The following is a 19,427-nucleotide window of genomic DNA, read 5'->3' on the forward strand; positions in this document are numbered from 1 at the left end:
CACAGACCTTGACACCCCAGGTGGGGGCTCTTAGCTTCCCATCCTGAATCGTTTCACGCCGGTGTCCTCCACCGATGCCCACCGATGCCACAGGAGCCCCCAAGTGACCGAGCTCGCCGCAGTGAAGGCCGCTCTGAAGTCCCAGGCCGTCGAGACGCCGTCATGGGCGTACGGGAACTCGGGCACGCGCTTCAAGGTGTTCGCGCAAGCCGGGGTCCCCCGCGATCCGCGGGAGAAGCTGGAGGACGCGGCGAAGGTCCACGAGTTCACGGGCGTCGCGCCGACCGTGGCGCTGCACATCCCGTGGGACAAGGTGGACGACTACGCGGCGCTGGCCAAGTACGCGCAGGAGCGCGGCGTGAGGCTCGGCGCGATCAACTCCAACACCTTCCAGGACGACGACTACAAGCTGGGCAGCATCTGCCATCCGGACGCGGCGGTGCGGCGCAAGGCCGTCGACCATCTGCTGGAGTGCGTCGACATCATGGACGCCACCGGGTCGAGGGACCTGAAGCTGTGGTTCGCGGACGGGACGAACTACCCCGGGCAGGACGACATCCGTGAGCGGCAGGACCGGCTCGCGGAGGGCCTCGCCGAGGTGTACGAGCGGCTGGGCGAGGGGCAGCGGATGCTGCTGGAGTACAAGTTCTTCGAGCCTGCCTTCTATACGACGGACGTGCCGGACTGGGGGACGGCGTACGCGCACTGCCTGAAGCTGGGGCCGAAGGCGCAGGTCGTGGTGGACACGGGGCATCACGCACCGGGCACCAACATCGAGTTCATCGTGGCGACGCTGCTGCGGGAGGGCAAGCTCGGCGGGTTCGACTTCAACTCGCGGTTCTACGCCGACGACGACCTGATGGTCGGGGCAGCGGATCCGTTCCAGCTGTTCCGGATCATGTACGAGGTGGTGCGCGGGGGCGGGTTCACCTCCGAGGTCGCCTTCATGCTCGACCAGTGCCACAACATCGAGGCCAAGATCCCGGCGATCATCCGCTCGGTGATGAACGTCCAGGAGGCCACGGCCAAGGCGCTGCTGGTGGACCGGGACGCGCTGGCTGCTGCGCAGCGGGCGGGGGATGTGCTGGGCGCCAACGCGGTGCTCATGGACGCGTACAACACGGACGTTCGTCCGCTGCTGGCGGAGGTGCGGGAGGAGATGGGGCTGGACCCCGACCCCATGGGGGCGTACGCCCGGTCCGGATGGGCTCAGAAGATCGTTGAGGAGCGCGTGGGCGGTCAGCAGGCAGGTTGGGGAGCGTAGGCGCTGCGCTGCGTCTGCCGGGTAAGGCCGTTCGCAGACTGCGGGCGGGATGTGGCTGGTCACTCCCCCAAGTTCTCGGCTTCGCTCGAACAGGGGGACCCCCATCGCGGCGGAGCCGCACATCGATACAGACCCGCGCCCCTTTGGGGCGCGCTCCACTCACCCCTCGTCTATGAAGGACTGGACATGTCTCTCCATCCCGAAGCCGCCGCTCTCCTCGCCCGTTCCCATCGGCTGGGCTCAGATCCCCGTAACACCAACTACGCCGGCGGCAACGCCTCCGCCAAAGGCACCGGCACCGATCCCGTGACCGCGGGTGATGTCGAGCTGATGTGGGTCAAGGGGTCCGGGGGTGATCTCGGGACCCTGAGCGAGGACGGGCTGGCCGTGCTGCGGCTCGACCGGCTGCGGGCCCTCGTCGGCGTCTACCCCGGTGTGGAGCGCGAGGACGAGATGGTCGCCGCGTTCGACTACTGTCTGCACGGCAAGGGCGGGGCCGCCCCCTCCATCGACACCGCCATGCACGGTCTCGTCGACGCGCCCCACGTCGACCACCTCCACCCCGACTCCGGGATCGCGCTCGCCTGCGCGGCCGACGGGGAGAAGCTGACCGCCGAGTGCTTCGGCGACACCGTGGTGTGGGTGCCGTGGCGGCGGCCCGGGTTCCAGCTCGGGCTGGACATCGCCGCGATCAAGGAGGCCAACCCGCAGGCGATCGGCTGCATCCTGGGCGGGCACGGCATCACCGCCTGGGGAGCCACCTCGCAGGAGTGCGAGCGCAACTCGCTGCACATCATCCGCACCGCCGAGGCCTTCCTCGCCGAGCGGGGCAGGCCCGAGCCGTTCGGGCCCGTGATCGAGGGGTACGAGGCCCTGCCCGGGGCCGAGCGCCGGGAACGGGCCGCGGCCCTCGCTCCGCACATCCGGGCGATCGCCTCCCAGGACAAGCCGCAGGTCGGGCACTTCACCGACTCCGAGGTCGTCCTCGACTTCGTGGCGCGGGCGGAGCACCTTCGGCTCGCCGCCCTCGGCACCTCCTGCCCGGATCATTTCCTGCGCACCAAGGTCCGTCCGCTGGTCCTCGACCTGCCGCCGACGGCGCCGCTGGAGGAGGCCGTCGCCCGGCTGAAGGAACTGCACGCCGCCTACCGCGAGGAGTACGCCGCCTACTACGAGAGGCATGCTCTGCCCGACTCCCCCGCCATGCGGGGGGCCGACCCGGCGATCGTGCTCGTGCCCGGCGTCGGCATGTTCTCCTTCGGCAAGGACAAGCAGACCGCCCGCGTGGCCGGCGAGTTCTACGTCAACGCGATCAACGTGATGCGCGGGGCCGAGGCCGTGTCGACGTACGCGCCGATCGAGGAGTCCGAGAAGTTCCGCATCGAGTACTGGGCGCTGGAGGAGGCCAAGCTCCAGCGGATGCCGAAGCCCAAGCCGCTCGCCACACGGGTGGCGCTGGTGACCGGGGCCGGCAGCGGCATCGGCAAGGCGATCGCCGGGCGGCTGGTGGCCGAGGGCGCCTGCGTCGTCGTCGCCGACCTCGACGCCGAGAACGCCGCCGCCGTGGCCGAGGAGCTGGGCGGGCCGGACAAGGCCGTCGCCGTGACGGTCGACGTCACCTCCGAGGAGCAGATCGTGGACGCCTTCAAGGCCGCCGTGCTGGCCTTCGGCGGCGTCGACCTCGTGGTCAACAACGCCGGCATCTCCCTCTCCAAGCCGCTGCTGGAGACCTCCGCGAAGGACTGGGACCTCCAGCACGACATCATGGCCCGCGGCTCCTTCCTCGTCTCCCGCGAGGCCGCCCGCGTGATGATCGCCCAGCAGCTGGGCGGCGACATCGTCTACATCGCCTCCAAGAACGCCGTCTTCGCCGGGCCCGACAACATCGCCTACTCCGCGACCAAGGCCGACCAGGCGCACCAGGTGCGGCTGCTGGCCGCCGAGCTGGGTGAGCACGGCATCCGCGTGAACGGGGTCAACCCGGACGGGGTGGTACGGGGGTCCGGGATCTTCGCGGGCGGCTGGGGCGCGCAGCGCGCGGCCGTGTACGGGGTGCCGGAGGAGAAGCTCGGCGAGTTCTACGCCCAGCGGACCATCCTCAAGCGGGAGGTGCTGCCGGAGCACGTCGCGAACGCCGTGTTCGCGCTGACGGGCGGGGACCTCACCCACACCACGGGACTGCACATCCCGGTCGACGCCGGCGTCGCGGCCGCCTTCCTGCGGTGAGCGCCGTGCAGTCGTACGCAGCGGTCGACCTCGGCGCGTCCAGCGGGCGCGTCATGGTCGGCCGCGTGGGCCCCGGCACCCTGGAGCTGACCGAGGCGCACCGGTTCCCGAACCGGCCCGTGCGGGTCCCCGAGGGGCTGCGCTGGGACATCCTGTCGCTGTACGCGGGCGTCCTGGACGGGCTGCGCGCGGCCGGTCAGGTCGACTCGGTCGGCATCGACAGCTGGGCCGTGGACTACGGCCTGCTGGACGCGGACGGGGCCCTGCTGGGCAATCCGGTGCACTACCGGGACGCCCGCACGGAGGGGATCGCGGAGAAGGTCTGGGCGACCGTGCCCGCGGACGAGCTGTACGCGGCCACCGGCTTGCAGTACGCGCCCTTCAACACGCTGTACCAGCTGACCGCGGCCCGCTCCACCGCCCAACTCGGCCAGGCCGAGCGCCTGTTGCTCGTTCCGGACCTGCTGACGTACTGGCTGACGGGCGAGCAGGGCACCGAGCTGACCAACGCCTCCACCACCCAGCTCATCGACCCCCGCACCCGCGACTGGGCGTACGGCGTCGCGGCCCGGCTGGACATCGACCTGAGCCTGTTCGCGCCGCTGCGCCGGCCCGGCGACCCGGCCGGTGTGCTGCGGCCCGCTGTGCTGGAAGAGACGGGTCTGCGGGGTCCCGTGCCGGTGACCACCGTGGGCTCGCACGACACGGCGTCCGCGGTGGCCGCCGTACCGGCCGTCGGTGAGCGGTTCGCCTACATCTGCACCGGCACCTGGTCGCTGGCCGGCCTGGAACTCCGGGCACCCGTGCTGACCGAGGAGAGCCGGGCCGCCAACTTCACCAACGAGCTGGGCCTGGACGGCACGGTCCGCTATCTGCGCAACATCATGGGGCTGTGGCTGCTCCAGGAGTGCGTACGGGAATGGGGCGACCCTGACCTGCCCGGGCTGCTGTCGGCCGCCGCGGAGGTCCCGGCGCTGCGGTCCGTGGTGGACGCCGGCGATGCGGAGTTCCTGGCGCCCGGGCGGATGCCGGCGCGCATCGCCGAGGCGTGCCGGGCCTCGGGGCAGCCGGTGCCGGACTCGCCCGCCGAGGTCACGCGGTGCATCCTCGACTCCCTCGCACTCGCCCACCGCCGGGCCGTGTCCGAGGTCCAGCGGCTCGCCGACCACCCGGTGGACGTGGTCCACATCGTCGGGGGCGGCACCCGCAACGCCCTGCTGTGCCAACTGACCGCCGACGCCTGCGGGCTGCCGGTGGTGGCCGGCCCGACGGAGGCGGCCGCCCTCGGGAACGTCCTCGTCCAGGCCCGCGCCCACGGGCTCGTCGGCGACCGGGCCGAGATGCGCCTGCTGCTCGCCGCCACCCAGCCGCTCACACGGTACGAACCGCGCGGCGACACGGCCGTGTGGCGGGCGGCGGAGTCCCGGCTCACCACCCCCTGAGCCGGGGTCTACCCTAAGTCGCCCCCGCCGACTACCCTGCATTCATCCGATGACCGACCCCCGAGGAGCCGCGATGCGTGTCGCCCTGTTCCTGACCTGCGTCAACGACACGCTATATCCGGACACCGGCCGCGCGGTGGTGAAACTGCTGACCAGGATGGGCGTCGAGGTGGACTTCCCGATGGCGCAGACGTGCTGCGGGCAGGCCCACTACAACACCGGATACCGGCACGAGGCCGAGCCGCTCGCCGTGAAGTTCTCCGATGTCTTCAGGGAATACGAGGCGATCGTGACGCCGTCGGGGTCGTGCGGGGCGATGGTGCGGGAGCTGTATCCGCGGATGGGCGAGCGGGCGCGGGCGGAGGGTCGCGGGGACACGCTCGCGGCCACGCTGGCGCCCGTGGTCCCGAAGACGTACGAGCTGACGGAGTTCCTGGTGGACGTGCTGGGAGTGACCGATGTCGGCGCGTACTACCCGCACAAGGTGACCTACCACCCGACCTGCCACGGTCTGCGGGGCCTGGGCCTCGGCGACCGCCCCAGGCGGCTGCTCCAGGCCGTGAAGGGACTGGAGTTGGCCGAGCTGCCGGGGGCCGAGGAGTGCTGCGGCTTCGGCGGCACGTTCGCCCTGAAGAACTCCGATGTCTCGGCAGCGATGGGCGTCGACAAGGTGCGCAACGCGGAGTCGACGGGCGCGGAGGTGCTGTGCGCGGCCGACAACTCCTGTCTGATGCACATCGGCGGGACGATGGCGCGCCTGAGGGTCGGGATGCGGCCGGTGCACATCGCGGAGATCCTGGCGAGCACGGAAGAGGAGCCGCTGATATGAGCGGAACGTATCTCGGTATGCCCGCTTTCCCGGCGGCGGCGCACGAGGCGGTGCGCGACCGGACCTTGCGCGGCAATCTGCGCCACGCCACCCACACCATCCGCGCCAAGCGGGCCAAGGCGGTCGCGGAGGTGTCCGACTGGACGGCGCTGAGGGAGGCGGGCCGGCGGATCAAGGACCACACCCTGCGCCATCTCGACCGGTATCTGGTCCAGTTGGAGGAGTCGGTCACGGCTGCGGGCGGCGTGGTGCACTGGGCCGCCGACGCGGACGAGGCGAACCGGATCGTGGCCGAACTGGTCAGGGCGACCGGCGAGTCGGAAGTCGTCAAGGTCAAATCGATGGCCACCCAGGAGATCGGCCTCAACGAGGCTCTGGAGGCGGAGGGCATCCGCGCCTACGAGACCGATCTCGCCGAACTGATCGTCCAGTTGGGCAAGGACCGGCCCTCCCACATCCTCGTCCCGGCGATCCACCGAAACCGCGGGGAGATCCGGGACATCTTCCGCTCGGAGATGGCCGAGTGGGGCCGCCCCGCGCCCGAGGGGCTGACCGACAGGCCCGCCGAACTCGCCGAGGCGGCCCGGCTGCACCTGCGGGAGAAGTTCCTGCGCGCCAAGGTCGGGATCTCCGGCGCGAACTTCATGGTCGCTCAGACCGGCACGCTGGTCGTGGTGGAGTCCGAGGGCAACGGGCGGATGTGCGTCACCCTCCCCGAGACGCTGATCTCGGTGGTCGGCATCGAGAAGATCGTGCCGACCTGGCGGGACCTGGAGGTGTTCCTGCAGACCCTGCCGCGCTCCTCCACGGCCGAACGCATGAACCCGTACACCAGCACGTGGACCGGCACGACCGATGAGGACGGGCCGAAGACCTTCCACCTGGTCCTGCTCGACAACGGGCGCACCGACACGCTCGCCGACCAGGTGGGCCGCCAGGCGCTGCGCTGCATCCGCTGCTCGGCCTGTCTCAATGTCTGCCCGGTGTACGAGCGGGCGGGCGGACACGCCTACGGCTCGGTGTACCCGGGCCCGATCGGCGCGATCCTCAGTCCCCAGCTGAGGGGCACGCAGAGCGAGATCGACGCCTCGCTGCCGTACGCGTCCTCGCTGTGCGGCGCCTGCTACGAGGTGTGCCCGGTCGCCATCGACATCCCCGAGGTGCTGGTGCATCTGCGGGAACGGGTCGTGCAGGGCGGGCCGGTGACACGGGGCGGCAACAAGGTCGTGCTGAGGCCCGCGAAGGGCCATGCCGCCGAACGGGCCGCGATGCGGGCGGCACGCTGGGCGTTCGGCCACCCCGGGGCGCTGCGGACGGGTCAGCGGCTGGCGTCGCGGTCGCGCCGCTTCCTCCCCCGGACGCTGCCGGGGCCGGGCCGGGCGTGGAGCGCGAGCCGGGACCTGCCGCAGGTGCCGGCGGAGCCGTTCCGCGACTGGTGGCAGCGGACCCGCGGCAGCAAGGACGGAGGCGACGGCAAGTGAACAGCAGAGAGCAGATCCTGGGCCGGGTGCGGCGCGCGCTGACGGACGTACCGAAGGACGACACGGCGTACGAACAGGCCGTTCCCCGGGACTATCTGCGGCAGCACGGCGAACGCACCGTCAAGGAGACGATCGATCTGCTGGCGGAGAACCTGGCGGACTACCGGGCGATCGTGCACCGCTCCGATGCCACCGCGCTGCCGTCGGTGCTGGCCGGCCTGCTCGCCGCGCGCGGCGCGCGCACCGTCCTGGTTCCGCCCGGACTGCCGTCGCACTGGCTCACCGGCGTCGAGCAGGTCCCCGACCGGGCGGAGAGCACCCCGCACGAGCTGGACGGCGTCGACAGCGTGGTCACCGGCTGCGCCGTCGCCATCGCCGAGACCGGCACCATCGTGCTGGACGGCGCACCGGACCAGGGCCGCCGCCGTATCACCCTGGTCCCCGACCACCACATCTGTGTGGTGCGCGTGCCCGACCAGGTGGTCTCCTCCGTCCCCCAGGCCCTGGAACGGCTCGATCCGGCACGCCCGCTGACATGGATCTCCGGGCCGTCCGCGACGAGCGACATCGAGCTGGACCGGGTCGAGGGGGTGCACGGTCCGCGCACCCTGGAGGTGGTGCTGGTGAGCGGTGAGTGACCGGCGCGGTTAGCGTGAGGGAATGATCCGGTTCGAGCAGGTCACCAAGCGGTATCCGGACGGCACGACGGCCGTGCGCGACCTGTCGTTCGAGGTCGCCGAGGGGGAACTGGTCACGCTCGTCGGGCCGTCCGGGTGCGGCAAGACGACCACGATGATGCTGGTCAACCGGCTGGTGGAACCGACCTCCGGGCGGGTCCTCGTGGGCGGCGCCGACGTCGCGGGCGTCGATCCGGTGCGGTTGCGGCGCCGGATCGGCTACGTCATCCAGCAGGTGGGGCTGTTCCCGCACCGGACCGTGCTCGACAACACGGCGACGGTCCCCCTGCTACTGGGCTGGAAGAGGGCCAAGGCGCGGGCGCGGGCCGCCGAGCTGCTGGAGCTGGTGGGCCTGGACCCGAGGACGTACGGGCCGCGCTACCCCGACCAGTTGTCGGGCGGTCAGCGGCAGCGGGTCGGGGTGGCGCGGGCACTCGCCGCCGATCCGCCCGTGCTGCTCATGGACGAGCCGTTCGGGGCGGTCGACCCGGTGGTGCGGAAACAGTTGCAGGACGAGTTCCTGCGGATGCAGGCGGCGGTGCGCAAGACGGTGCTGCTGGTCACGCACGACATCGAGGAAGCGGTGCGGCTGGGCGACCGGATCGCGGTGTACGGGCAGGGACGCGTCGAGCAGTTCGACACGCCGGGAGCGGTGCTGGGCAGGCCGGCCACCCCGCGTGTCGCCGCGTTCGTGGGCGCGGACCGTGGGATGAAGCGCCTGTCGGTGACGGAGGTCCAGCCGGGCGACCTCGAACAGCCGCCGGTCACCCGCCTCGACGAGCCCGCCCGGCGGGCCGAGGCCCGGTTGCGGGCCGAGGGCGCACTCCGGGCGGTCGTCCTCGCCGCTGAGGGTGGTCTGCACGGCTGGGTCGGCACCGAGGAGCTGGCCGGCGGCGGCCTCGTACGCGACCACGCCCACCGGATGGACTGCTGGGTTCCGGTGGGCGCTTCGCTGAAGGAGGCGTTCGAGGTGATGATCCAGTACGACGCCGGGTGGGTGGCCGTTCTGGACGCAAGGCACTTCCTCGGCGTCCTGACCCCGGCCGGGCTCCACACGGCCCTTCGCCGCTCGGCGGACGCGTTCACTCCGTGACGAAGTCGGCCATCATCGCCATGTCCTCGTGTTCCAGGTTGTGGCAGTGCAGCATGTAGCGGCCCGGGTAGTCGGTGAACCGGGTGACGATCTCCACGGATTCGGCGGGGCGCAGGTCGACCGTGTCCTTCCAGCCCGCGTCGTACGGCCCGGGCGAGCGGCCGTTGCGGGCGGTCACCCGGAAGTGGTTGAGGTGGAGATGGACGGGGTGGTGGAAGTCGGTGACGAACCGCCACACCTCGGTGGTGCCGAGCCGGACGGTGGCCAGGGGCCTGCCGGGCTCGTAGGGGCGGCCGTTGATGGTCCAGCCGGTGGATCCGGCGCGCCGCTGGAAGTGGAACGTCCGCACCGCGGTGGCCCGGTCCGGGCGCGGCGTGGGTATCGCGGACAGCCGTGCCGGTATGCGTGAGTCGTCGGCCGGTGGCCGGGCGGTGGAGACGTCGAATCGCATCACGGCGGTCGTGCTGCCGCTGCCCAGTTGGTTGACCAGCCGTACGCGGGTGCCGGGCCGGTAGCGGGAGAAGTCGACGACCACGTCGAAGCGTTCGGCCGGGGCGATGTCCAGCGAGTCGTGCGCGAGCGGCGTCTGAAGCAGGCCGCCGTCGCCGCCGATCTGCACCAGGCCGCCGCCACCCGGAGGCGGAGGGTCGAGCGCCAGACGGTAACGGCGGGCGTTCGAGGCGTTGAGCAGGCGCAGCCGGTAGCGCAGCCGCCGGACCGGAAGTACCGGCCAGGGTGCCCCGTTGACCAGGATGACGTCGCCCAGGACGCCGTCCATGTAGCGCGCACTGACGCCTGGCGTGTGCTGTGCCGCGTCCAGGGCGGGGTACCGGAAGGAACCGTCGGCCGCGAAGGACCGGTCGGTGATCATCAGGGGGATGTCGCGGTCGCCGCGGGGCAGCGGCAACGCCTCTTCCTCGTCGTCGTGGACGAGGTGGAACCCGGCGAGGCCGTGCCAGACGTTCGGGCCGGTGAAGCCCATACGGTGGTCGTGGTACCAGAGGGTGGCGGCCCGTTGCTCCATCGGATACGTGTACGTCCGCACGACCGCGGCACTGTCGTGGGACCCGGCGGTCCCGGCCATGCCGGTCATCCCCGACATCCCCGGCATCGCCGCCATGTCGTCCGCCCCGGACACGGTGCCGCCGCGCGGCAGGATCAGCGCGGTCGGATAGCCGTCGCTGCCGTACGGGGTGTGGCCGCCGTGCAGGTGGACGACGGTCGGATGCGGCAGTTCGTTGCGGTGCCGCACCACCGTGCGGCGCCCCGAGCGCGAGAGCAGCGTAGGCCCGGGGAAGGTCCCGCCGTAGGTCCAGGCGGTGGTCTCCAGACCGGGCAGGATACGCAGGCGCGCCGTCCGCTGGGTGATCTCGTACACGTCCGTGGTGCCGTCGGAGCGGACCGGAGCGAGCACGGACGGCACGGGCAGCGGCACCGCGTACCGCGGCGGCAGCGGGGCCTGGCTGCGCAGCAGCAGCCCCGGCTGACCGGGCGTCAGCGCGCCCGAGGCCATGGCCCATCCGCCGACGGTGAGCGCGCCGCCGCCGAGGGCCGCCGCGGCGAGCAGGCGGCGTCGGCCGATGCCCCCGCTCATGCGCTCTCCTCCGCACGGCGGGAACGGTCCGGACGCCAGGCCCAGACCAGCATCAGCAAGGTGCAGGCGATGATCGCCACGCCCAGCGGGACATGAACGGCGAGTACGCGCGCGTACCCCATGGCGATCTGTCCCGCCTCCGCCCCGAACAGCGCGACGCCGGTCAGGGCCGGCCAGCCGGGCCCGCCACCGGGTCGCCACAGCAGCACCGAAGCCACGATCTGGGCCACGGCGACGAGCCCGGTGGCGGTCGCGTTGAGGGCGTGCAGGTCGAGGGCTCCGTAGTGACCGGACAGGAAGCTCCCGGCCAGTACCGCCTGCCCGACGGCCAGGACGGCCTCGCATGTCACCACGGTCCGGAAGAGCACGAGGGCCCAGGGCCGCACCGAGGGGCGGCCGCCGTCGGCGGGTACGGGGGGATCCGCCACCGGGCGCGGGGAAGGAACGATCCGATTAGGCATGGACGAGATAGTGCCAGATGAGACTATCTCTTGGGAACCAATCTCGGCTTGCCCTATGCTGAACGGCCATGAACGCCCCCCGTTCCGCCTCCCCCGCACCCGATGCCGGCCCCGCGCGCATCGGCCCGCTCCTCCGTCTCGCCCAGCGACGGGCCGCACGGACGTTCGCCGAGGCACTGCGTCCGCTCGGCATCGAGGGCCGGCACTACGGGGTGCTGCTCAACCTCACCAGGCACGGGGCGCTCAGCCAGCGCCGGCTCATCGACCTCACCGGCAGCGACAAGTCCTCGATGGTGCGCACGGTCGACGACCTGGAGGCCCGCGCTCTGGCCGTGCGGCGGCCCTCGCCCGCCGACCGGCGCGCCCACGCGGTGGAGCTGACCGAAGAGGGCAGAGACCTGTTCGCCGAGGCCTCGCGGATCGCCGACGAGGTGGGCGCCCGGCTCCTGGACTGCCTGGAAGAGGACGACCAGGAACTGTTGTGCTCACTTCTGGAACGCTTCGTCAGGGCACCCGAAACGTAGGGCGTGTGCGTCAGAACCGGGCGGCGGACAGTGGCGGGCATGACCCGACAGCCACGGGCCGCCCGGTCGGGCGTCGTGTCGTCCTGCTGCTGGGGCGCGGCTGTGCGGCGCCGCTCATCGGCTTCCGGAGCGGACAGGAGGTCCACCCGCGGCGTCACTTCAGGAGCCCCTTGTCCTCGAGGTAGGCGCGGGCCACGTCCTGCGGCAGCCGCCGCCAGCTGTCCACCCGCTGGTTCAGGGACGTCAGGTCCTCTGTCGTCAGGACCGAGTTGAGAGCGCCCAGGGCCTTGGTCACCCGGACTCCGCCCGCCCGGGCGCGGTTGACGACCGGGACGACGTAGTCCGCGTTCTGCAGGTGTCGGTCGTCGGCGAGCAGGACGAGCCCGAACGCGTCGAGGGTGGCGTCCGTCGTGGTGGTCAGCACCATCTGGTCCCGTCCGTCCCGGACGGCGCGCTTGGCCTGTGTGGTGCCGACACCCTTGGGGTCGACACCGGTGATGTCGATGCCGTAGACCTTCCTCAACCCCGGCGCGCAGTACGGCCGGCGCACGCATTCGTCCCCGGCGGCGAGCCGCACCTTCAGGCCGGAGCGGCCGAGGTCGCTCAGGGTCCTCAGGTGGTGGTCGCGGGCGAAGGCGCGGGTCACTGCGAAGGCGTTCCGGTCGACCGCGCGTCCCGGGTCGAGCACCGTCAGTCCGCGGGGCGCGGCCAGTCCCCGCAGCGCTCTCATGGTGGCGGCGAGGTCCGGCGAGCCGACGGGCGCGGCCCCGGCGCCGTGGGACCTTGCCTGGAGCCAGTCCGCGAAGGTGGCCGCGTACTCCGGGATCACGTCGATCTGCCCGGACTCCAGGGCGGGTTCGTACAGTTCGCGGTTGGCGACGGTGATGAGGGAGGTCGTGTAGCCGGCCCGGTTCAGCAACAGGGCGTACATGTGGGCGAGCAGGTCGCTCTCGGTGAAGCCGGCCGAGCCGACGGTCAGGTGCCTGCTGTCGCCGGGCGGCGCGGTGACCCGGCCCCGGGTCTCCAGGGAGGGGCCCGTCATACAGCCGGCGACCACCAGGGCGGACGCGAGCGCCGCGTACCGTCTCATCGCCGGTCCCTCGCCCGGCGCGGCGCCAGCCGCTCGACGGCCTCGAAGATCCCCTCGACCACCAGTGCGAACGCGGCCACCAGGACCGCCCCGGCGACGACCTGCGGCGTACTGGCCAGGTTGAAGCCCGCGGTGATGATGCGGCCGAGTCCGCCGCCCCCGGCCAGCGCGGCGATCGTGGCGGTGGCGACGAGCTGGACGGCGGCGATGCGCACCCCGCCCAGCACCATGGGGAGCGACAGGGGCAGCTCCACGCGCAGGAGCATCTGCCGGCCGGTCATGCCCATCCCCCGCGCCGCCCGCACCACGTCGGGGTCGACCTCCCGCATGCCGACGTACGCGTTGGTCAGCAGCGGCGGTACCGCGAACAGCACGAGAGCGACGACGGTCGGGCCGTCGCCCCAAGCGCCGATCGGGGTGAGCAGCAGGAGCACCAGTACGGCGAAGGTGGGGACGGCACGGCCGACGTTGGAGAGGTTGACGGCGAGTGCGCCGCCCTTGCCGAGGTGACCCAGGACGAGGGCGACCGGCAGTGCGATCAGGCAGCTGACGAGGAGACAGACCGCGGTCAGGACGAAGTGCTGCTGCAGCCGGTGCCCGATGCCGTCGTCGCCCGCCCAGTGCGCCGGGTCGGTGAGCCAGTCCCAGGTGTCGCCGAGGGTCCTCATCGGCTTCTCGCCCTCGCCCAGGGGGTGGCGAGCCGTTGCACACCGAGCAGCAGCACGTCGGCGGCCACCGCGATCAGCACGCACAGCACGGACGCGGTCAACACCTGTGCCTTGAAGTAGGTGTTCATGCCCGCGTAGATGAGGTTGCCGAGACCGCCGAAGCCGACGATCGCCCCGACCGTGACCAGGGACACCGCCGAGACGGTGGCGATGCGCAGGCCGGCCATGGCGGCAGGCAGGGCGAGCGGCAGTTCCACGGTGAGCAGCAGCCGGATCGGCCCGTAGCCCATGCCGAGGGCGGCCTGCCGGGTCTCCTCGGGAACGGCGCGCAGCCCGGCGAGGATGTTCCGGACGAGCAGAGTGAGCGAGTAGAGGGCGAGTCCGGTGACGACCAGGGTCGCCGACAGCCCGTACAGGGGCAGGAGCAGCGAGAACATGGCCAGCGACGGAATCGTGTAGAGGACCGTCGTGACACCGAGGACGGGTGCGGCGGCCCGGCGCAGGCGGCGTGCCAGGACCGCGAGCGGGAGCGCCACGAGCAGGCCGATGACGATAGAGGCCGTGACCAGCTGCAGATGCTGGAGCACCGCGTCGAGGAGGATGTGGCGGCGGGTGCGCAGGTAGGCGCCGCAGATCCACTCGTTGCGGGCGAGGCAGTCGTCCGGGGGCGAGGTCACACGTCCATGGGACCGGGCGGGTGAGGGGCCGCGCTCGTTGTGGTGGCCCGTCGGGGTGTCGCCGTCCGCACCGCGGTGGCGACGGAGGTGTCGTGCGTGCGGGGCGGGGGGAACCGTGGCCCGCGTGAGGTGCGTACGACCCGAGGGGCAGCCCCAAGGCGGGGGCCGCCCCTCGTGCGCGTGCGGGACGGCTCAGCGGCTCACGCTGATGGTGTTCAGCCGGGGGTCGTCGGCGTCGGGGAGGTTCATGCCCGACTCCAGGCCCGTACGCAGATAGCGCAGCACCGGCTCGGTGAGGCGTTCGCCCGGCAGGACGGCCGGGATGCCCGGCGGATAGGGCGTGATCATCTCGGCGCAGATCCGGCCTGCCGCCTGCTCCAGGGGCACGGACTCCTTGGGCCCGAAGTACGCGTCACGCGGCAGGCACGCCTGTTCGAGGCGCATCCCGTCTCCCGTCGGCACCTCGGGGTGCGGCAGACCGGCCGCGAGCTCGTCGGCGTGCCCGGCGAGGTCGCGCAGGGCCCGAAGCAGGGGGCGGGTGGTGTCGGGCGAGTCGGCGAAGGTGAGCTGTGCGCTGATCCGGCGGTGGTCGGAGAGGTGCATGTCGATGTGGTGTTCGGCGCGCAGCCAGTCGGCGGCGCGGTAGCCGCTCGTGCCGAGGCCGCTGACGTCGATGGTGACGGGCAGCGGGTCGTAGTCCGCGGACAGGCCCGGGCCCACCAGGTCGTCGCGCCCGAGGACCTCCAGGCCCGGGATCTCCTCGACGGCGGCCCGGACCTGCTCGGCCAGGTGCAGCGCGTCGTCCAGCAGGTCCTTGCCGCGCAGGGCCATCTGGCGGCGCCAGGCGTCGAGTCCCGCGAAGATGAGGACCGAGGGGCTGGTGGTGCCCAGCAGGTCCGCACGCGACTTCAGGGTCGTGGGATCGATCAAAGACCCCTGCAGATGGAAGACGGAGCCCTGTTCGAAGCCGCTGCCCATTTTGTGGATGCTGGTCACGCAGACGTCCGCGCCGGCGTCCATCGCCCAGGACGGCAGATCCGGATGGAAGGGCAGGTGCGCGCCCCACGCCTCGTCGACGATGAGCGGCACTCCGCGCGCGTGGCAGACCTCGGCGATCGCGGCCAGGTCCGCGCAGCCGCCGTACGGGGTCGGGCTGGTGACCAGGGCGCCGCGCGCCTCGGGATGGCGGTCGAGGGCCTCGGCGAAGGCCTCCGCCGAGGGTGCGTGCGCGAAGCGCTGCCGCTCGTCCCACTGGGGGTCGGCCCAGACGGGCTCGATGCCCGCCAGGATCAGTCCGGAGACCACCGACTTGTGGGCGTCACGGCCCACGACGAGCTGCTCGTGCGGGCCCGCCACGGCGAGCATCGCGGCCTTCACGGACAGCGAGCTGCCGCACGTGGTGAAGAAGGTGTGCTCGGCATGGACGGCGTCCGCCATCAGCTCCTCGGCCCGCGCCAGGACGTCACCGGTCATGCGGCGGTCGTCGAGACCGCCCGAGGCGAGCACATCGGAGCGGAAGACGTCACTCAGCAGCTCTCTGGCCTCCGGGTCGGCGCCACGGGCCTGTTTGTGCCCGGGTGGCGTGAACGCGAGTTCCCCGCGCTCGTGGTAGCGGCGCAGGGCTTCGAGAATCGGCACTCGGGTCTGGTCCACGGGTGTTCCCTCCTTCGTCGAGCGGTCGGTCACGGCTCTCGGTCGGAGGGGCGTCCCTCGGCGGCCTTCCGGTTGGCCTGGCGGCTCGGGGTGATCGGGTCACCCGCGCCGCCCCCGGTGCCCCCGCCGGTGTCGGTGTCGTCCTCGTGGCCCTGCTCCTTCACCTCCTGAAGAACCTCCTCGGTGGCGGTACGGGTCGGCTTCTTGCGCCACGGCAGGCGCGACAGGATCGTGCTCATGGCGGGCCGGGTACCCGCGGATCGCCGGATCAGGCGGGCCGGAGCCGCCGCTCACGCGTTCGGCCGCCGCACCGCCGCCTCCAGCTCAGGCCCGCCCGTTGAGCGCCCGCGCCGCCACCTTCAGATCGGACACGAGCCCGGCGTACGCCGCCTCCCGGTCGTCGGCGCGGAGGATCGCCGAGGGGTGCACCGTCGCGACGACGTACCGCTCCTCCTCGGAGCCGGGCAGCGGGAGCAGGCTCCCGCGGTCCTTGCTCACCCGGAAGGAGCCGCCCAGCAGCGACTTGGCGGCGGTCGCGCCCAGGGCGACCACCACATCGGGCCGGATCAGGTCCAGTTCGGCGCGCAACCAGGGCTTGCAGGCGCCCATCTCGCGGAGGCTGGGCGCCTTGTGGATGCGCCGCTTGCCGCGTTCGGGCACGACGGTGAACTTGAAGTGCTTGACCGCGTTGGTGACGTACGCGGTGCCGCGGTCGATGCCGGCCTCGGTCAGCGCCTTGTCCAGCAGGCGTCCGGCCGGGCCCACGAAGGGTTCGCCCTGGCGGTCCTCCTGGTCGCCCGGCTGCTCGCCGACCAGCACGACCCGCGCCGAACCGTCCCCCTGCCCGAACACGGTCTGGGTGGCGTTCTCGTACAGGGGGCAGCCGTGGCAGTCGGCGGCGGCACGCCGGTATGCGGCGAGGTCACCGCCGTCCGGCAGGAACGGCGTCGCGTCGTACGAGCTCGCCCGGGCGTCCTCGGTACGGCTCATGACTTTCTTCACCTCCCCGGCCCACGGTCCTGACCCGGTCCCCGCAGTACCCCTTCTCCCGGCTCGCACACCCCTGGCGCGGTGGGGACGATGGAGGAAGCCCGACATCGGCGAAGACCACGGCAGCCCGGAGGGGACGATGACCTCGAAAGCCCGTCCGGGAGACGACGAGCCGGACACCACCTCCCAGGCGGAACGGATCTTCCAGCTGGAGGAGGAGATCTGCCAGCTGAAGGAGGCCGTCACCTCGCACGCGACGGTGGACCAGGCCATCGGCATGCTCGTCGCCCTCGGTCATGTGACGCCCGGCCAGGGATGGGAGGTGCTGCGGGAGGTCTCGCAGCACGCGAACATCAAATTGCGCAATGTCGCGGAGCTGATACTGATCTGGGGCCGCGACGGGGATCTGCCTGACGACCTGCGCGCCCTTCTGGAGGACACGCTCGACCGTTACGGCCCCACGCAGTTGCCGGAGGGTCCGCCGCAGCACTGACGCCGCGTGTGTCGGCGTCGTGTTTCAAACACCCTCTCGCGGATAGTCCGGAAGGTGTCGGCGCACTGGCCAACCGTTCCCGGGAGGGTTCGGCAGTGAGCCCACCGCAAACGGCCGTCCGGTCGACAAGCGGCTCGGGCGGCCGAATGCGATGCGAACCGATGCCGCGGCGGACCGGCAGGGCGGATCGGCACAGCGGAACGGGCAGGGCGCTTCGGCCGGGTCCGGGCATCAGGCGCTGTCGGAAAGGGCCTCCTCACGCACACGCGCACAGCATCCGCTGAGCAGGCGCGAGACGTGCATCTGGGAGATGCCGAGCTGGCTCGCGATGCGGCTCTGGGTCATCCCCCGGAAGTAGCGCAGATAGAGGATGGTTCGCTCGCGCTCGGGCAGGGAACGCAGACACGGCTTGACGGCCTCCCGGTCGACGATCAGGTCGTAGCCGGCGTCGGCGTCGCCGAGGGCGTCGCCGAGCGCGTAGCCGTCGTCGCTGCCGGCGACCTCCGCGTCCAGGGAGAGCGCCGTGAAGCTGTCCATGGCTTCCAGTCCCACTCGCACATCGTCCTCGCTGAGGTGCGCGTGCTCGGCGATCTCTGCGACGGTCGGGCCGTGCCCCGGGGCCTCCTGTCCGATCTCCTTGACGGCCGCCCGCACCCGGTTGCGCAGGTCCTGAACACGCCGCGGTACGTGCAGGACCCACATGTGGTCCCGGAAGTGCCGCTTGATCTCACCGGTGATGGTGGGAATGGCATAACTCTCGAACGCGTAGCCGCGCGCCGGCTCATAGCGGTCGACCGCCTTGACCAGCCCGAGGGCGGCCACCTGGCACAGATCCTCGACGGACTCGCCCCTGCCTCTGTAGCGCCGGGCGATGCGCTCGGCCATCGGCAGCCACGACCGGACGATCTCGTCGCGCAGCGCCTGCCGCTCGGGGCCGTCGGGCAGCCCGCGCAGCTGAGCGAAGGCGTCTGTGGTGTCAGGGGCGTCGTCGTGCGGGTGTTGCTTGGCCTTGACCGTGATGCGCATGTGCTTTTCAACTCCCTCGAGGGGCTGATTGGACAGACACCATGGGAGGGCGCACTCACGGAGCAGCACGGGGACACACCCGGGGCTGGTGAGCCAGCTCCCACGGACGTGCCTCCTGTCCGAAGCACTAATCAGCCCATTCCCGACTTTCTGGACGACAAACAATTTCTCGGACACAGTGACGGTCGGCGCTCACCCGACTGCGGGAAGCAGCCATACGGTGGCCAGGGGCGGAAGGGTCAGACGGATGCCGTGTCCGGGACCCTGTTCGGGGGCGAGGGGGGCCGGGTTGCGGACGTCGCTGCCGCCGTACGGCGCCGCGTCCGTGTTCAGCACCTCCTGCCAGGCGGGGACGTCGTCGGGGACACCCAGGCGGTAGTCGTGGCGAACGACGGGGGAGAAGTTCGACACGGCCAGCAGAGGTCCGCCCTCCGCGTCGTGGCGCAGGAACGCGAACACGTTGTCGTCGGCGGCGTCCGGGACGACCCAGCGGAACCCGGACGGTTCGGTGTCGCGCTGCCACAGGGCCGGGGTGCGGCGGTATATCGTGTTGAGGTCGCGGACCAGGTCCCGCACGCCCCGATGCTCGGATTCCGCCCCGTACTCCGGATCCAGCAGCCACCAGTCGAGGCCTTGGCTCTGTGACCACTCGCCGCCCTGGGCGAACTCCTGTCCCATGAAGAGGAGTTGCTTGCCCGGGTGCGCCCACATGAAGCCCAGGTACGCACGGAGGTTCGCCCGCTGCTGCCACCAGTCGCCCGGCATCTTGGACACCAGGGCCAGCTTTCCGTGCACCACCTCGTCGTGGGAGATCGGCAGGACGTAGTTCTCGCTGTAGGCGTACACCATCGAGAACGTCATCTCGTCGTGGTGGTACCTGCGGTGGATCGGGTCCTTGGACACATAGACGAGGGAGTCGTGCATCCAGCCCATGTTCCACTTCAGGCCGAAGCCGAGGCCGCCCTGGTCGGTGGGTCTGGTGACGCCGTCCCAGGCGGTGGACTCCTCGGCGACGGTCACCACGCCCGGGCAGCGGCGGTAGACGGTGGCGTTCATCTCCTGGAGGAACGCGACGGCGTCCAGGTTCTCCCGGCCGCCGTGCTCGTTCGGGGTCCACTGGCCGGGCTCGCGGGAGTAGTCGAGGTAGAGCATGGAGGCGACGGCGTCCACGCGCAGGCCGTCGATGTGGAACTCCTCGCACCAGTACACGGCGTTGGCGACCAGGAAGTTGCGCACCTC

The 19,427-nt window shown here is 71.6% G+C and carries 19 protein-coding genes; 9 read left to right on the plus strand and 10 right to left on the minus strand.

Annotation, left to right across the window (positions count from 1 at the left end):
- Positions 1 to 103: 103 nt before the first annotated feature.
- The 7 genes from rhaI to SY2F82_RS34990 all read left to right on the plus strand — a co-directional run bounded on the left by rhaI (position 104) and on the right by SY2F82_RS34990 (position 9,012).
- Entirely contained in the window at positions 104 to 1,264 is a 1,161-nt protein-coding gene (rhaI, locus tag SY2F82_RS34960) for an L-rhamnose isomerase (RefSeq protein ID WP_200423095.1), read from the plus strand.
- Positions 1,265 to 1,450: 186 nt separating this feature from the next.
- A complete protein-coding gene (locus SY2F82_RS34965) occupies positions 1,451 to 3,490 on the plus strand; it encodes a bifunctional aldolase/short-chain dehydrogenase (protein WP_200423096.1) in 2,040 nt (679 codons plus the stop codon).
- Between the two features lie 5 nt (positions 3,491 to 3,495).
- The gene (locus SY2F82_RS34970; protein WP_200423097.1) at positions 3,496 to 4,932 is read left to right on the plus strand and encodes a rhamnulokinase family protein; all 1,437 of its coding nucleotides are present in this window, start codon (positions 3,496 to 3,498) and stop codon (positions 4,930 to 4,932) included.
- Positions 4,933 to 5,005: 73 nt separating this feature from the next.
- On the plus strand, positions 5,006 to 5,761 hold the full coding sequence (locus SY2F82_RS34975; RefSeq protein ID WP_200423141.1) for a (Fe-S)-binding protein: 756 nt from the start codon (positions 5,006 to 5,008) through the stop codon (positions 5,759 to 5,761).
- Positions 5,758 to 7,242 (plus strand): LutB/LldF family L-lactate oxidation iron-sulfur protein, encoded by a 1,485-nt coding sequence (locus tag SY2F82_RS34980; RefSeq protein WP_200423098.1) that lies wholly within the window; start codon positions 5,758 to 5,760, stop codon positions 7,240 to 7,242. The genes SY2F82_RS34975 and SY2F82_RS34980 overlap by 4 nt, the downstream gene beginning before the upstream one ends.
- The gene (locus SY2F82_RS34985; protein WP_200423099.1) at positions 7,239 to 7,880 is read left to right on the plus strand and encodes an LUD domain-containing protein; all 642 of its coding nucleotides are present in this window, start codon (positions 7,239 to 7,241) and stop codon (positions 7,878 to 7,880) included. The genes SY2F82_RS34980 and SY2F82_RS34985 overlap by 4 nt, the downstream gene beginning before the upstream one ends.
- A 22-nt stretch (positions 7,881 to 7,902) precedes the next feature.
- Entirely contained in the window at positions 7,903 to 9,012 is a 1,110-nt protein-coding gene (locus SY2F82_RS34990; protein ID WP_200423100.1) for an ABC transporter ATP-binding protein, read from the plus strand.
- On the opposite strand, the gene SY2F82_RS34995 is transcribed toward SY2F82_RS34990, so the two are convergent.
- Both SY2F82_RS34995 and SY2F82_RS35000 read right to left on the minus strand, forming a co-directional pair.
- Positions 9,002 to 10,606: a multicopper oxidase family protein gene (locus SY2F82_RS34995; RefSeq protein ID WP_200423101.1), complete on the minus strand. Its 1,605-nt coding sequence runs from the start codon at positions 10,604 to 10,606 to the stop codon at positions 9,002 to 9,004. The genes SY2F82_RS34990 and SY2F82_RS34995 overlap by 11 nt on opposite strands.
- Positions 10,603 to 11,067, minus strand: a complete 465-nt coding sequence (locus SY2F82_RS35000) for a hypothetical protein (protein WP_200423102.1) — start codon at positions 11,065 to 11,067, stop codon at positions 10,603 to 10,605. Before SY2F82_RS35000 ends, SY2F82_RS34995 begins: the two co-directional genes overlap by 4 nt.
- Positions 11,068 to 11,135: 68 nt before the next feature.
- Between SY2F82_RS35000 and SY2F82_RS35005 the strand changes: the two genes are divergently transcribed.
- The gene (locus tag SY2F82_RS35005; protein WP_200423103.1) at positions 11,136 to 11,591 is read left to right on the plus strand and encodes a MarR family winged helix-turn-helix transcriptional regulator; all 456 of its coding nucleotides are present in this window, start codon (positions 11,136 to 11,138) and stop codon (positions 11,589 to 11,591) included.
- Positions 11,592 to 11,745: 154 nt separating this feature from the next.
- On the opposite strand, the gene SY2F82_RS35010 is transcribed toward SY2F82_RS35005, so the two are convergent.
- The 6 genes from SY2F82_RS35010 to SY2F82_RS35035 form a co-directional block, all read right to left on the minus strand.
- Positions 11,746 to 12,681 carry an ABC transporter substrate-binding protein gene (locus SY2F82_RS35010; protein WP_200423104.1) on the minus strand — a complete coding sequence of 312 codons (936 nt, stop codon included), beginning with the start codon at positions 12,679 to 12,681 and terminating at the stop codon, positions 11,746 to 11,748.
- Complete coding sequence (locus SY2F82_RS35015) at positions 12,678 to 13,349, minus strand: ABC transporter permease (RefSeq protein WP_200423105.1); 672 nt, start codon at positions 13,347 to 13,349, stop codon at positions 12,678 to 12,680. Before SY2F82_RS35015 ends, SY2F82_RS35010 begins: the two co-directional genes overlap by 4 nt.
- Positions 13,346 to 14,026, minus strand: a complete 681-nt coding sequence (locus SY2F82_RS35020) for an ABC transporter permease (protein WP_200423106.1) — start codon at positions 14,024 to 14,026, stop codon at positions 13,346 to 13,348. Before SY2F82_RS35020 ends, SY2F82_RS35015 begins: the two co-directional genes overlap by 4 nt.
- A 192-nt stretch (positions 14,027 to 14,218) precedes the next feature.
- The gene (locus tag SY2F82_RS35025) at positions 14,219 to 15,679 is read right to left on the minus strand and encodes an aminotransferase class I/II-fold pyridoxal phosphate-dependent enzyme (protein ID WP_200423107.1); all 1,461 of its coding nucleotides are present in this window, start codon (positions 15,677 to 15,679) and stop codon (positions 14,219 to 14,221) included.
- Positions 15,680 to 15,708: 29 nt separating this feature from the next.
- Positions 15,709 to 15,918, minus strand: a complete 210-nt coding sequence (locus SY2F82_RS35030) for a hypothetical protein (RefSeq protein WP_200423108.1) — start codon at positions 15,916 to 15,918, stop codon at positions 15,709 to 15,711.
- 85 nt (positions 15,919 to 16,003) lie between these two features.
- Positions 16,004 to 16,669 (minus strand): UdgX family uracil-DNA binding protein, encoded by a 666-nt coding sequence (locus tag SY2F82_RS35035; RefSeq protein ID WP_200423109.1) that lies wholly within the window; start codon positions 16,667 to 16,669, stop codon positions 16,004 to 16,006.
- 139 nt (positions 16,670 to 16,808) lie between these two features.
- Between SY2F82_RS35035 and SY2F82_RS35040 the strand changes: the two genes are divergently transcribed.
- Entirely contained in the window at positions 16,809 to 17,162 is a 354-nt protein-coding gene (locus SY2F82_RS35040) for an ANTAR domain-containing protein (RefSeq protein ID WP_200423110.1), read from the plus strand.
- Between the two features lie 231 nt (positions 17,163 to 17,393).
- Here the strand turns inward: SY2F82_RS35040 and SY2F82_RS35045 are convergent, their stop codons facing one another.
- On the minus strand, positions 17,394 to 18,188 hold the full coding sequence (locus tag SY2F82_RS35045; protein ID WP_200423111.1) for a SigB/SigF/SigG family RNA polymerase sigma factor: 795 nt from the start codon (positions 18,186 to 18,188) through the stop codon (positions 17,394 to 17,396).
- 192 nt (positions 18,189 to 18,380) lie between these two features.
- Positions 18,381 to 19,427 (minus strand): 1,4-alpha-glucan branching enzyme (gene glgB, locus SY2F82_RS35050; RefSeq protein WP_200423112.1); only part of this gene is annotated, 1,047 nt, incomplete at its 5' end.

The sequence above is a fragment of the Streptomyces sp. Y2F8-2 genome, from assembly GCF_014905555.1.
GTDB lineage: Bacteria > Actinomycetota > Actinomycetes > Streptomycetales > Streptomycetaceae > Streptomyces > Streptomyces cynarae.

Bases quoted from the DNA above. Each gene is read 5' to 3' on its own strand.
- SY2F82_RS35035 (WP_200423109.1), bottom strand. From the start codon at position 16,669: ATGAGCCGTACCGAGGACGCCCGGGCGAGCTCGTACGACGCGACGCCG.
- SY2F82_RS35015 (WP_200423105.1), bottom strand. From the start codon at position 13,349: ATGAGGACCCTCGGCGACACCTGGGACTGGCTCACCGACCCGGCGCAC.
- SY2F82_RS35040 (WP_200423110.1), top strand. From the start codon at position 16,809: ATGACCTCGAAAGCCCGTCCGGGAGACGACGAGCCGGACACCACCTCC.
- SY2F82_RS35045 (WP_200423111.1), bottom strand. From the start codon at position 18,188: ATGCGCATCACGGTCAAGGCCAAGCAACACCCGCACGACGACGCCCCT.
- SY2F82_RS34975 (WP_200423141.1), top strand. From the start codon at position 5,006: ATGCGTGTCGCCCTGTTCCTGACCTGCGTCAACGACACGCTATATCCG.
- SY2F82_RS34995 (WP_200423101.1), bottom strand. From the start codon at position 10,606: ATGAGCGGGGGCATCGGCCGACGCCGCCTGCTCGCCGCGGCGGCCCTC.
- SY2F82_RS35000 (WP_200423102.1), bottom strand. From the start codon at position 11,067: ATGCCTAATCGGATCGTTCCTTCCCCGCGCCCGGTGGCGGATCCCCCC.
- SY2F82_RS35030 (WP_200423108.1), bottom strand. From the start codon at position 15,918: ATGAGCACGATCCTGTCGCGCCTGCCGTGGCGCAAGAAGCCGACCCGT.
- SY2F82_RS35010 (WP_200423104.1), bottom strand. From the start codon at position 12,681: ATGAGACGGTACGCGGCGCTCGCGTCCGCCCTGGTGGTCGCCGGCTGT.
- SY2F82_RS34965 (WP_200423096.1), top strand. From the start codon at position 1,451: ATGTCTCTCCATCCCGAAGCCGCCGCTCTCCTCGCCCGTTCCCATCGG.
- SY2F82_RS35005 (WP_200423103.1), top strand. From the start codon at position 11,136: ATGAACGCCCCCCGTTCCGCCTCCCCCGCACCCGATGCCGGCCCCGCG.
- SY2F82_RS34980 (WP_200423098.1), top strand. From the start codon at position 5,758: ATGAGCGGAACGTATCTCGGTATGCCCGCTTTCCCGGCGGCGGCGCAC.
- SY2F82_RS34990 (WP_200423100.1), top strand. From the start codon at position 7,903: ATGATCCGGTTCGAGCAGGTCACCAAGCGGTATCCGGACGGCACGACG.